Here is a 13352-nt window from a genome sequence, read left to right as displayed (position 1 = left end):
TCCAGCAGGTCATCCAGGGATGGCGCGGCATTCTTCTTGACTGCAGGTGTTCTTGCAGGGGCCGGCACGGGCGGTTTGCCAGATGCCGGGGCTGAGGACGGCTCCGGGCTGGCCGCAGGCGCGGGTGCGTCGCTGGCAGTGTTTGCTGTCGTCGCTGCGGGGGGGGACTGCGGTGGCGGGCGCGTTGTCTACGGCGCCGGCAATCGAGGCATTTTCGGCAGGTGTCGTTTGCGCTGCGGTACTGCCGCCCAGCGGGCCGACCAGGGCGTCGGCCTTGGCCTTGTCTTCCGGAGAAATCCCATCCTTGCCGGCTTGGGACGAACTGGATGCGCTATTGCCCGAGCTGGTCAGGCCCTTCATATTGCTTGCCATCATCACACCGCCTGCAATGGCTGCGACCAGCAGTGCCAGCGCCACCCATTTGATCCAGGCATTGCTGCCGCGCACCGGTTCCTGGGGAAAGGCCGGCGTGCGGTCATTGCGCTGCGCAAAGCTTGCGGCAGGCTCCGACTGTGGCGGCCTTGGCGCGGGTGTATCCATGGGCTCGATCAGGGGAGGGGCCAGGCTTGCGCTGTCAATGGTCTGCGAGGCATCTGAAGGCATGGGCGGCGCAGCTGCCACTGCGGCATGGCTATCGCCGGGGCGCTCGAACACCAGGCCGCATCGTGTGCAGAAGCGGGCCTCGGGCTTGCAGACAGCCTGGCATTGGCTGCAGGTTTTTTCAACAGCAGTGATTGCCGCTTCCGGTGCTTGTCTGGCGCCGCAGTTCTTGCAGAACTTGGCATTCGGAGAGAGCGGATTGCCGCATTGGGAACAATTCATGGTCTGCAATCGAGAAAAGAGTCCGCTGGAATGGCCGCTCGGCGGCATTGCTGCCTGGGCAATGCGTGGAATATGGGCCGGTTTTTGCGCATTGGCATGAACCGGTACGGACCCTGAAAAATGATTTGTATCTTAGCGGCGCATTTGCCGCAGCCTGTCGGATCGCTTTACGGGAATGTAAGCACGTTCGGTTTTGACAGCTTTTTGTCAGGCATGGCAATCCATGAATGGGGTTTGGATTAATGGAGCTGCGCGGAGTTTCAAGGGATTTATGGCGTAAGTGACTGATTTGAAAAGAAGGCAATAAATCAGGTGCTTTATGGAAGCCGGGATTGCCGGGAAAAGCTCGGATCTCGAAATCTGTTTGATTTTTGCAAATGCTTCAAATGGTTGAGAGTGTTTTGCGCTGTAAAGATTTCAACGAAATACAAGTCTTGCTGAACCCCGGGAGTCAGCAAGGCCGGTAATCACTGCTGCGCAACCAGCGTCAGCAGCTCGATTCGCGGCGCCACGCCAAGGCGTATGGCAAAACCGGCCCACAGGCCTGCTCCGCTGCTGACCAGCAGCTTCATATTGCCGACGTCATATTCGCCGCGCACAAAACCGTTGTTGACGGGAGCCACCAGCCAGCGGTCCATGCCCAGGATCAGTCCGCCGTGGGTATGGCCCGATATCTGCAGATTCACGCCCTTGGCCGCGTTGTCGCGCGCGAACTTGGGCTGGTGCGCCAGCAGGATATGAAACGCTGCCCCGGCCTTGCGGGCCTGGGCGGCAACCGCATCCACATCGGGGGGAACGCCTTCGGCGACCTCGGGGTCGGCGTTGTTGGGCGAGGTCCGGCCGAACACCGGGTCGCCGATGCCGGACAGGGCCAGCTTGCTGCCCTTGATGTTCAGCAGCTGCATGCGGTTTTCCAGCAGATTCAGGCCCAGGCGGCGGAACTCGGCCATCCAGGCGTTGTAGCCGCTGTAGTACTCGTGGTTGCCCGGCGCCGCCCAGACGCCGTAGCGCGCGCTCAAGGCGGCCAGCGGCGCCACATGGGCGCGGCTGGTGGCGACATCGCCGTCCACCATGTCGCCGGGCAGCACGATCAGGTCGGGCGTGGTGGCCAGGGTGCGCTGCACGATGGTCTGCACATAGCTTGCATCATTGACCGGGCTGGCGTGGATATCGGCCAGCACGGCAATGCGCAGGCCCTGCAGGGCGGTGGGCAGGTTTCTGACCGCGATCTGTTGCTCATGCACCCTGGGCGGCGGAAGGGCGTTGAAGATGCCGATGGCGCTCAGGCAGCCGGTCGCCACCACGGCGGCTGCGGTAAGTGCGGGAAGGTGCAGCAGCTGCGCCAGGCTGGTTCGCCCCATGAGTCGGGCAATCAGCCACAGCAGATCGCGCAGCAGCACGAACAGCGCCAGCATCAGCAGCATGGCCAGAATCCAGCCGCCGGGAACCTGCAGGCGCGCCACCACGGCGTAGGGCAGGGCATTGGTCTGCACGGCCTTGAGCAGCAAGGCGGGAGCGATGCCGAGCATGCTCGTGATCAGAACTGCCAGCAGGCGTGCCAGACGGGAGGTGCCGTTGAGGCTGGAGACAGGCCACCAGAGCCAGAGAGCCAGAAGAGGGATGACGAAAGCAGCAGTCGAGACCATGGGCAGGAGGGAAACCGAAAATTGCCGCGAGCATAGCAAGCGTTGGCGTCCCCGCGATGAACGCTGCTGCAGCCGCTATCGCTGGTACAACGCAGGGCGTTGAAAATTGCGCGGCACGGCTGCTTTTGTCATCACTGCGCAAGACCGGCCAAGGACGGGGATAATCCCAGCCCTTATGTCTTTGAAGATCAACTTCCCCGAGTCGCTCCCCGTATCCAGCCGTCGCCAGGAAATCATGGAGGCCATGGATCGCCATCAGGTCATCATCGTCTGTGGCGAGACCGGCTCGGGCAAGACCACGCAGTTGCCCAAGATCGCTCTGGCGCTGGGCCGGGGCAGGCTCAATGCCGCGCCCGATGCCAACGGCCAGGTGCGCGGCCATCTGATCGGCCACACCCAGCCGCGCCGCATTGCCGCCAGCTCGGTGGCCAAGCGCATTGCCGAGGAGCTGAACACGCCGCTGGGCGAAGTGGTGGGCTACAAGGTGCGCTTTCAGGACACTCTGCAGAAGAACGCCTCCGTCAAGCTGATGACCGACGGCATCTTGCTGGCCGAGACCCAGACCGATCCGCTGCTCAAGGCGTACGACACGCTGATCATCGACGAGGCGCATGAGCGCAGCCTGAACATCGATTTTCTGCTCGGCTATCTCAAGCAGATCCTGCCCAAGCGCCCCGATCTCAAGGTGGTGGTGACCTCGGCAACCATCGACGCGGACCGCTTTGCCAAGCACTTCGAATCGAAGAGCGGTCCTGCGCCCGTGATCATGGTTTCGGGCCGCACCTATCCGGTGGAGATGCGCTATCGCCCGTTCGAGGGTGAAAAGGACAAGGATCTGAACGACGCCATTGCCGATGGCGTCGATGAACTCTGGGCCGGCGGCAAGGGCGGCGATATCCTGATCTTCCTGCCCGGCGAGCGCGAGATTCGCGAAGCCGCCGACCATCTGCGCAAGCATTTGCAGCACTCGCCCACGCTGCGCAGTGCCGAAGTGCTGCCGCTGTTCTCGCGCCTGTCGCAGGCCGAGCAGGACCGTATCTTTGACGGCCATACGGGCCGGCGCATCGTGCTGGCCACCAATGTGGCCGAAACCTCGCTCACGGTGCCGGGCATTCGCTATGTGATCGACGCCGGTACGGCGCGCGTGAAGCGCTACTCCTTCCGCAGCAAGGTGGAGCAGTTGCTGGTCGAGCCGATCTCGCAGGCCGCTGCCAACCAGCGCGCGGGCCGTTGCGGTCGTGTGGCCAACGGTATCTGCATTCGCCTGTATGACGAAGAGAGCTTTGTCAGCCGCGACCGCTTCACCGACCCCGAAATCCTGCGCTCCTCGCTGGCCGGCGTGATCCTGCGCATGAAGTCGCTGGGTCTGGGCGATGTGGTGCATTTCCCCTTCCTCGAAGCGCCTTCGGGCCGCGCCATTGCCGACGGCTATCAGTTGCTGGCCGAGCTGGGCGCGGTGGACGATCACGGCCATCTGCTGCCCATGGGCAAGGAACTGTCGCGCTTGCCGCTGGACCCGCGCGTGGGCCGCATGATTCTGGAGGCGCGCGAGCGCCGCGCTTTGGCCGAGGTGCTGATCATCGCCTCGGCTCTGAGCGTGCAGGATGTGCGCGACCGCCCCATGGAAGCGCAGCAGCAGGCCGACCAGGCACATGCCAAGTTCGACGACGAGAAAAGCGAGTTCAGCGGCTATCTGCGGCTGTGGAAATGGCTGTCGGATGCGCGCGGCGGCAAGGTCGTGGCCAAGAGCCGCAAGGAGATGGTGGCCCAGCACGCGCCTGCGGCCAAGCCCAATGCGCGCAACCAGGCCTTCCTGCCCGTCAGCCAGCGTGCCAGCGGCGCGCAGCTCGAAGGCACGGTGGAGGAGAGGCTGGCGCTGTTCAACCCCGCCGAGCAGGCCCAACCTGCCGACGAGGCCACACACAAGATCAGCAACCGCCAGTGGGAGCAGCTGCTGCGCCAGAACTTCATCAATATCCGCCGCGTGCGTGAGTGGCGCGACATCCACTCTCAGCTGCTGACCGTGGTCAAGGAGCAGAAATGGCTGCTCAACAACGAGGCTGCCGGCTATGAGGCCGTGCACCTGTCCATGCTGTCGGGGCTGCTCGGCAATATTGGCTACAAGGCAGAGGAAAGCGAGAGCTATCTGGGCGCGCACGGCATCAAGTTCCACCCGCATCCCGGCGCTCACCTGAGCAAGAAGCCTGGCCGCTGGATCGTGGCGGCCGAGCAGGTCGAGACCTCGCGCCTCTACGGCCGCGGCATTGCGGCCATAGAGCCGCAGTGGCTGGAGGAGGTGGGCGGCCACCTGCTCAAGAAGCAGCTGCTGGACCCGCACTGGAGCAAGAAGCAGGCCGATGTGGTGGCGCTCGAGCGCGCCACGCTCTACGGTCTGGTGGTCTACAACGGCCGCCGCGTGAGCTACGGCCGCGTCGATCCGCACGAGGCGCGCAATCTCTTCATCCGCCAGGCGCTGGTGGAGGGCGAGTGGGAAACGAAGTGGCATTTCCTGCCCGCCAACCTCAAGCTCATGCGCAAGGTCGAGGAGCTGGAGCACAAGAGCCGTCGCCAGGACGTGCTGGTCGACGACGAGCTGATCTTTGCCTTCTACGACCAGCATCTGCCCAAGGATGTGTACAGCGGCGCGAGCTTCGACAAGTGGTTCCGCGCCGAGAGCAGGAACCAGCCCGAGCTGCTGCGCCTGTCCAAGGACGAGCTGATGCGGCACGAGGCCGCAGGCATCACCACGGACAAATTCCCCAAGACCGTGAAGCTGGGCGGTGCCGATTGCAGCGCCAGCTATCTGCACAGCCCCGGCGACGCGCGCGACGGCATCACGGTCACCGTGCCGCTGTTCGTGCTCAACCAGGTGTCGGAGGAGCGCGCCGAGTGGCTGGTGCCGGGCATGCTCAAGGACAAGATCCAGGCGCTCCTGAAGAGCCTGCCCCAGCGCCCGCGCAGCCGTTTTGTGCCGCTGCCCGAGAGCGCGGCGCGGCTGGCAGAGCTGTTCACACAGAGCGAGCGCTGGGCGCAGGGAGGACTTATCGATGCCTTGCTCAAGCAGGTGCGCGACGAGACCTCGCTCGATGTGAAGCGCGCCGACTTCAAGCTGGACATGCTGAGCCCGCATCTGTTCATGAACTTCCGCATCACCGACGAGCATGGTCGCCAACTGGGCCAGGGCCGCAATCTGGGGGCGCTCAAGGCCGAGTGGGGCGCCAAGGCTCGCGGCGCTTTTCAGGCGCTTGCTTCATTAAAGGTAGCTGCTAGCGCTGATGAGCAGGTCACTTCAGAGCAGAAAGCATCTGAAAATGATAAGGGTAAGGCGCAAGCAGCTCCTAAAAATGATAAGTCTGCGGCGGGCAAGCCGGCCCAGTCGCATGATGCACGCTACAAGGACTGGAGCTTTGGCGAGCTGCCTGAGCTCATGGAGATCAAGAAGGGCGGCACCACGTTGATCGGCTTTCCGGCCCTGATCGACCATGGCGACGCCGTCGGCATCGAAGTCTTCGATGAACCCGAAGCCGCTGCCGCAAAGCACCGCGTGGGCCTGCGCCGGCTGTTCGCGCTGCAGATTCGCGATGCGCTCAAGTATCTGGAAAAGAACATTCCCGATCTGCAGAAGATGGCCGTGGCCTATATGCCGCTGGGCACGCAGGAAGAGCTGCGCGGCCAGATCATCGATGTGGCCATAGACCGCGCCTTCCTGCAGGAGCCGCTGCCGAGCAACGAGGCCGACTTCAAGCAGCGCGTGCAGGACGGCCGTGGCCGCCTGACGCTGATTGCCAACGAGGTGGCTCGCATGTCGGCCACCATTCTCGCCGAGTACGCAGCCGCCGCGCGCAAGATCAAGGACACCAAGAACGCGCCGGAGGCCACCAAGGATGCGAGCGAGCAGCTGCAAAAGCTGATGCCCAAGAACTTCATCGCCGTGGCCCCCTGGGCGCAGCTCGGTCATTACGCGCGCTACCTCAAGGCCATTAGCTCGCGTCTGGACAAGTACCGGGCCGACCCGGCGCGCGATGCCGCCAAGCTCAAGGAGCTGCTGCCGCTGGAGCAGCGCTACTGGCGGCTGGTGGCCGAGCGCAAGGGGCAGGTCGATGCCCGCATGCAGGAGTACCGCTGGATGCTGGAGGAACTGCGCGTGAGCTTTTTTGCCCAGGAGCTGCGCACGCCGTATCCGGTCAGCGCCAAGCGGCTGGACAAGGTCTGGGCGCAGCTGCAGCAGTGATGACGGCCTGACGCGCGCGGCCCTGCCTGACTAGGCGGGCCGGCTTTCGCCCTGCAGCAGCGGATTGCGCGAAAACAGCTCCACGACCCAGTCCACAAAGGCGCGCACCTTGGCGCTGAGGTGGGAGTTGGGCGGATAGACCACGTAGATCGGAAGCAGGGGGTGCTTCCAGTCCTCCAGCACGCGTTGCAGCTGGCCGTTTTCCAGGTACTTGTGAATCTGGAAGCGGCTGAGCTGTCCTATGCCCTGGCCGGCAAGGATGGCGCTGATATAGGCATTGCCTTCGTTGACGCCCAGGTGGGCGGGACTGGCGATCTCTATCACTTCGCCGCCCTTGTGGAACTCCAGCGGATAGCGCCGCGCCGAGACAGGGGAGAAATAAATCACATTGCGATGGCCGGACTCCAGATCGCGCGGGTGCCGGGGCACGCCGTGGCGCTGCAGATATTCGGGTGCGGCAACGGTGATGAATTCCAGATTGCCGATGCGGCGCGCCACCAGGGACTGGTCGGCCAGCTCGCCGCCGCGGATTACGCAGTCCACGTTGTCGCTGATCAGGTCCACGGTGCGGTCGCTCACGCCCAGATCGATCTGTATCTCGGGATAGCGAGACTGGAACTCACTCAGATGGGGAATGATGAGCAGACGCGCCACCGTCGTTCCCACATCCACGCGCAGACGCCCGCGCGGCGTGGTGCGGGCCTGGCTGACGCTGGCCTCGAGGTCGTCGAAGTCGGCGAGCAGGCGCACGGCGCGGTCGTAATAGGCCGCACCATCGGCGGTCACGGTGACGCGACGCGTGGTACGGTTGAGCAGCTTCACGCGCAGGCGCTCTTCCAGCGCCTGAACGTTCTTGGTCACACTGGCTTTTGGCATTTGCAGCGAATCGGCTGCACGCGTGAAAGTGCCGGCTTCCACGACCCGCGCGAAAATACGCATGGCCTGTATCTGATCCATGGGATCTCCTTGTCCTCGCGAAAACCCGGACTCGCCGAGGATGCGGGATTCTCACACACAGCTCAAATCGTCATTGTTCGAGAATTGGAAACAGTGTGGTCGCGTTTGCGGGGTTTATGCCGTCACTTGCTGTTGCTACATTTCTGTTCCATCACCCGGTCCTGTCCGGAAAATCCATGTCAAACACCAAAGCCACCGCATCGCAGCCGATTCCTCATACCGACACCACGATCTCCGTGGCCGACGGTGTACAGGCCGATGTGCGCATATACGGCGGCAAGCGGCGCGGCGAAGTGGTCCCGCTGGTGCTGCATTTCCATGGCGGCGCCTTTGTGGCCGGCGATCTGGACAACGGTTGCACCGTCGGCAGCTCGCTGGCGGCGGCCGGGGCCTGTGTGGTGTCGCTGGCTTATCCGCTGGCACCCGAGCATCCGTTTCCGCGTCCGCTGGAGCTGGGCTACGAGGTGCTGCTGTGGGCCTACAAGCAACGCAGCAAGCTGGCCGGAAAGGGCGCTCCGCTCTATCTGGCCGGTGAAGAGGCCGGCGCCAATCTGGCGGCCGGCGTCTGCATGATGGCGCGGGATCAGCAGCAGCCTCCGCTGGCCGGGCAGATTCTGATCTCTCCCATGCTGGACCCTTGCTCGGCCACGCCTTCGCAGCGTGCCGCCCAGGGAGAGTCCGTCGAATGCAAATGGGCTTCGGGCTGGTGCCAGTACCTGGGCGAGCCGCATGATGCGGAGCACCCCTATGCGGTGCCGGCGAGGGCCCGCCGTCTCGCGGGACTGCCGCCGACGCTGATTCTGGTCGGCGAGGCCGATCCCATGCGGGATGAAGCACTGAACTATGGCGCGCGCCTGGAAGCTGCCGGCCTGAGCGTGCATCGCCATGTGTTTGCCGAAGCCGGGCAATGGCCGCAGGCGCTGCTGGAGCAGCCGCCCGAGTCCTGCCCTTGCGCCGCGCAGCTGCAGGAGCAGCTACGCCAGTTTTTCGAAACCACTCGATGTCGGCTCTGAGCTGATCTTTCCCTGCTGAGACCGCTGACCTGATCCGGCCCCGTGGGCCGGAAGCAGCACGGCTGCGCCTTTTTCTTCTCTTTCTCATTCGATTCCTGGCCTGAGCGCTGGAAGGGATGAGTCTTGCCTGCCGCCGAAAGAGCCGCTACCGCTTTCAACCCTTGAATAGAGACATTGCCATGAACGAGCACTCCAAACTCTCCAACCGCCGCCGGTGGGCCGCCGTCGGCGTCGCTGCTGCCGTGATCGCCACGACTGCCGCCATGCTGGGCCTGTCATCGCATGCCGAAGCGCCCGCTGCGCAAGCCGCCGCGCCGGCTGTGCCGGTTTCGGCAGCCCAGGTCCTGCAGCAGGACGTAACGCTGTGGAATGAATTCTCCGGCCGCCTTGAAGCCGTGCAGCGCGTGGATGTGCAGCCGCGCGTCTCGGGAGCGGTGCAGGCTGTGCATTTCAAGGAAGGCGCGCTGGTCAAGGCCGGTGATCTGCTGTTCACCGTGGACCCGGCGCCCTATGTGGCAGAAGTCGATCGCGCCGAAGCCCAGGTCGTTGCCGCCAAGGCGCGCATGGCCTATACCCAAAGTGAGTCTGAGCGCGCCACGCGTCTGTGGGACGAGCGGGCGATCGCGCAAAAGGAATACGACGAGCGCGTGAATGCCCGGCGCGAAGCCGATGCGAATCTGCGCGCCGCCCAGGCTGCACTGCAGACCGCCAAGCTGAACCTGGGCTACACCCAAGTCAAGGCTCCGGTGAGCGGGCGCGTGGGTCGCATCGAGGTCACGGTGGGCAATCTTGTGAGCTCGGGGGCCGGAGCGCCGGTGCTGACCACCCTGGTGTCGGTGGACCCCATGTATGCCAGTTTCGACGCAGACGAGCAGATCGTGGCCCAGGCGCTGCAGGGTCTGCAGAGCGCAAGCCAGGGACGCAGCACGCGTGCGCTGATTGAAACCATTCCCGTTCAGATGGGGGTGGGTACCAGTGGCGGCACGCCTTATGCCGGTCATCTGCAGCTCATAGACAACCAGGTCGATGCCAAGAGCGGCACGGTGCGCGTGCGGGCCGTGTTCGGCAATGCGGACGGCACGCTCATGGCCGGCCAGTTCGCGCGCATTCGCATGGGCCAGCCCCAGACCACCCAGGCCGTGCTCATCAACGAGCGCGCCGTGGGCACGGACCAGAGCAAGAAATTCGTGCTGGTGATTGGCGCTGACAACAAGGCCGAGTACCGGGAGGTGCAACTGGGCGCACCGGTGGACGGCCTGCGCGTGGTCACTTCGGGCCTCAAGGCCGGCGAGCGCATCGTCGTCAACGGACTGCAGCGTGTGCGCCCCGGCGTGGTGGTCGCGCCTCAGGACGTGCCCATGGATGCCAAGGCCGAGCTGGCCGATGGCCGCGGCGCCGCCAAGCAACCCACGGTCTGAGAACCCTTAATCCTCCGACACCATGAACCTTTCCCGATTTTTCATCGACCGCCCGATCTTCGCGGGTGTGCTGTCGGTGCTCATCTTTCTCGCTGGCCTGATCGCCATGCGAACGCTGCCGATCTCGGAATACCCCGAGGTCGCTCCCCCTTCGGTGGTGGTGCGCGCCCAGTACCCGGGCGCCAACCCCAAGGTGATTGCCGAAACCGTGGCCACGCCGCTGGAGGAATCCATCAACGGCGTGGAAGGCATGCTCTATATGGGCAGCCAGGCCACGACCGACGGCGTGATGACGCTGACCGTGACCTTCGCGCTGGGCACCGATCCCGACAAGGCTCAGCAGCTGGTGCAGAACCGCGTTTCCCAGGCCGAGCCGCGCCTGCCCGAGGAAGTGCGCCGCCTGGGCATCACCACGGTCAAGAGCGCGCCCGACCTGACCATGGTCGTGCACATGGTCTCGCCCAATGGCCGCTATGACATCGACTATCTGCGCAACTATGCTGTGCTCAACGTCAAGGACCGCCTGGCGCGCATCCAGGGCGTGGGCCAGGTGCAGATCTTCGGCGGCGGCGACTATTCCATGCGCGCCTGGCTGGACCCGCAGAAGGTGGCGCAGCGCGGTCTCTCGGCCGCCGATGTGGTGGCTGCCATCCGCGGCCAGAACGTGCAGGCCGCGGCCGGCGTGGTCGGTGCCTCGCCCGGTCTGCCTGGCGTTGACATGCAGCTGTCCATCAATGCCCAGGGTCGTCTGCAGACCGAGGAAGAGTTCGGCGACATCATCGTCAAGACCGGTGCCGACGGCGCGGTGACGCGCTTGCGCGACGTGGCCAGGCTGGAGCTGGGTGCGGCCGATTATTCGCTGCGCTCCCTGCTCAACAACGACCCCGCCGTGGGCATGGGCGTGTTCCAGGCCCCGGGCTCGAACGCCCTGGAGATCTCGGCCAATGTGCGCTCCACCATGGCCGAGCTGCAAAAGCACATGCCCGAGGGCGTGGAGTTCCGCATCGCCTACGACCCCACGCAATTCGTGCGGGCCTCGATCAAGTCCGTGATCCAGACCCTGCTCGAAGCAGTGGCCCTGGTCGTGGTGGTGGTGATCCTGTTCCTGCAGACCTGGCGCGCATCCATCATTCCGCTGCTGGCCGTGCCGGTGTCGGTGGTGGGTACCTTTGCCGTGCTGCACCTGCTGGGCTTTTCCATCAATGCGCTGAGCCTGTTCGGCCTGGTGCTGGCCATCGGCATCGTGGTGGACGACGCCATCGTGGTGGTGGAGAACGTGGAGCGCAACATCGAGGCCGGTCTGTCGCCGCGCCAGGCTACCTACCGCGCCATGCAGGAGGTGAGCGGGCCCATCATCGCCATCGCCCTGGTGCTGGTGGCAGTGTTCGTGCCGCTGGCCTTCATCAGCGGCCTGACGGGCCAGTTCTATCGCCAGTTCGCGGTGACCATCGCCATCTCGACGGTGATCTCGGCCATCAACTCGCTGACCCTGTCGCCCGCGCTGTCCGCGCTGCTGCTGCGCGGCCACGATGCGCCCAGGGACGCGCTGACACGCGGCATGGAGCGCGTGCTGGGCGGGTTCATTCGCCGCTTCAATGCCTTGTTCCGTCGCGGCTCGGATGCCTATAGCGGCGGCGTGCAGCGCGTCATCGGCCGCAAGGCGCTGATGCTGGTGATCTACGCCGTGCTGGTGGGCGCGACCTGGGGTCTGTTCAAGCTGGTGCCCGGCGGCTTTGTGCCGGCCCAGGACAAGCAGTATCTGGTCGGTTTTGCCCAGTTGCCCGATGGCGCCACGCTGGACCGCACGGAAGACGTGATCCGCCGCATGGGCGAGATCGTCAAGAACAATCCCAATGTGGAGGATGCCATCGCGTTCCCCGGACTGTCCATCAACGGCTTCACCAACAGCTCCAACTCGGGCATCGTCTTTGTCACGCTCAAGCCCTTTGCCGAGCGCAAGCATGCCGACCAGAGCGGCGGTGCCGTGGCGGGCCAGCTCAACCAGGCCTTTGGCAGCATCCAGGAAGCCTTTATCGCCATGTTCCCGCCGCCCCCCGTGGCAGGCCTGGGCACGACCGGCGGCTTCAAGCTGCAGATCGAGGACCGTGCCTCGCTGGGCTACGACGCCATGGACGCGGCCGTGAAGGCCTTCATGGCCAAGGCCTACCAGACGCCCGAGCTGGCCGGCCTGTTCACAAGCTGGCAGGTCAACGTGCCCCAGCTCTATGCCGCCATCGACCGAACCAAGGCGCGCCAGCTCGGCGTGCCCGTGACGGATATCTTCGAGACACTGCAGATCTACCTGGGCAGCCTGTACGCCAACGACTTCAACCAGTTCGGCCGCACCTATAGCGTGCGCGTCCAGGCCGATGCCGCCTACCGGGCGCGTGCCGAAGACGTGGGCCTGCTCAAGGTGCGCTCCACCACAGGCGAGATGGTGCCTCTGTCGGCGCTGATGAAGCTCGAACCCAGCTTCGGGCCAGAACGCGCCATGCGCTACAACGGCTTTCTGGCCGCCGACGTGAATGGCGGGCCCGCGCCCGGCTTCTCCTCGGGCCAGGCACAGGCCGCCGTCGAGCGCATTGCTGCCGAAACCCTGCCGCCCGGCATAGGCTTCGAGTGGACCGAGCTGACCTACCAGGAAATCCTGGCCGGCAATTCCGCCGTGCTGGTCTTCCCCATCGCCATCCTGCTGGTCTTCCTGGTGCTGGCGGCGCAGTACGAAAGCCTGACCCTGCCGATTGCCATCATCCTCATCGTGCCCATGGGCCTGCTGGCCGCCATGACGGGCGTGTGGCTGAGCGGCGGCGACAACAATGTGTTCACGCAGATCGGGCTCATCGTGCTGGTGGGGCTGTCGGCCAAGAACGCCATCCTGATCGTGGAGTTCGCCCGCGAGCTGGAATTTGCCGGCCGCACGCCCGTGCAGGCCGCCATCGAAGCCAGCCGCCTGCGCCTGCGCCCCATCCTCATGACCTCGCTGGCCTTTGTCATGGGCGTGCTGCCCCTGGTGCTGTCCACGGGCGCGGGAGCCGAGATGCGCAGCGCCATGGGCGTGGCGGTGTTCGCCGGCATGATCGGTGTGACGGCCTTTGGCCTGTTCCTCACGCCGGTGTTCTATGTGGTGCTGCGTCGTCTGGCTGGCAACCGGCCCCTGCAGCAGCACGGCAGCCATGTGGCGCTGATCAGCGAGCCGGGTCACGGCGCCTCGGCCCTGCCCATGCCTGCTGCGCCGCGCGGCCATGACGAATAAGCCCAATCAACC

At 64.8% G+C, this 13352-nt stretch carries 7 protein-coding genes; 4 read left to right on the top strand and 3 right to left on the bottom strand.

Translation table 11 applies throughout. The features are described 5' to 3' along the window. Positions 1 to 9: 9 nt before the first annotated feature. Together V8Z78_RS01000 and V8Z78_RS00995 are read right to left on the bottom strand one after the other, a co-directional pair. Positions 10 to 822: a zinc ribbon domain-containing protein gene (locus V8Z78_RS01000; RefSeq protein WP_349730713.1), complete on the bottom strand. Its 813-nt coding sequence runs from the start codon at positions 820 to 822 to the stop codon at positions 10 to 12. 467 nt (positions 823 to 1289) lie between these two features. After that, positions 1290 to 2468: a metallophosphoesterase gene (locus V8Z78_RS00995; protein WP_349730712.1), complete on the bottom strand. Its 1179-nt coding sequence runs from the start codon at positions 2466 to 2468 to the stop codon at positions 1290 to 1292. Positions 2469 to 2643: 175 nt separating this feature from the next. On the opposite strand from V8Z78_RS00995, the gene hrpA reads away from it, so the two are divergent. Then, a complete protein-coding gene (gene hrpA / locus V8Z78_RS00990) occupies positions 2644 to 6699 on the top strand; it encodes an ATP-dependent RNA helicase HrpA (protein ID WP_349730711.1) in 4056 nt (1351 codons plus the stop codon). A 30-nt stretch (positions 6700 to 6729) separates the two neighbouring features. On the opposite strand, the gene V8Z78_RS00985 is transcribed toward hrpA, so the two are convergent. Then, positions 6730 to 7656 carry a LysR family transcriptional regulator gene (locus tag V8Z78_RS00985; RefSeq protein WP_003066462.1) on the bottom strand — a complete coding sequence of 309 codons (927 nt, stop codon included), beginning with the start codon at positions 7654 to 7656 and terminating at the stop codon, positions 6730 to 6732. Positions 7657 to 7832: 176 nt separating this feature from the next. Between V8Z78_RS00985 and V8Z78_RS00980 the strand changes: the two genes are divergently transcribed. The 3 genes from V8Z78_RS00980 (at position 7833) to V8Z78_RS00970 (ending at position 13340) form a co-directional block, all read left to right on the top strand. Beyond that, the gene (locus V8Z78_RS00980) at positions 7833 to 8669 is read left to right on the top strand and encodes an alpha/beta hydrolase (protein WP_003066465.1); all 837 of its coding nucleotides are present in this window, start codon (positions 7833 to 7835) and stop codon (positions 8667 to 8669) included. 179 nt (positions 8670 to 8848) lie between these two features. Continuing rightward, on the top strand, positions 8849 to 10087 hold the full coding sequence (locus V8Z78_RS00975; protein WP_057092190.1) for an efflux RND transporter periplasmic adaptor subunit: 1239 nt from the start codon (positions 8849 to 8851) through the stop codon (positions 10085 to 10087). A gap of 22 nt (positions 10088 to 10109) precedes the next feature. Continuing rightward, the gene (locus tag V8Z78_RS00970; protein WP_349730710.1) at positions 10110 to 13340 is read left to right on the top strand and encodes an efflux RND transporter permease subunit; all 3231 of its coding nucleotides are present in this window, start codon (positions 10110 to 10112) and stop codon (positions 13338 to 13340) included. Positions 13341 to 13352 lie beyond the last annotated feature (12 nt).

It is taken from the genome of Comamonas sp. wu1-DMT, from assembly GCF_040187805.1.
Classification (GTDB): Bacteria; Pseudomonadota; Gammaproteobacteria; order Burkholderiales; family Burkholderiaceae_C; genus Comamonas; species Comamonas thiooxydans.
Note: the sequence above shows the minus strand (reverse complement) of the source record. Positions and strands in the feature narration are given on the sequence as shown.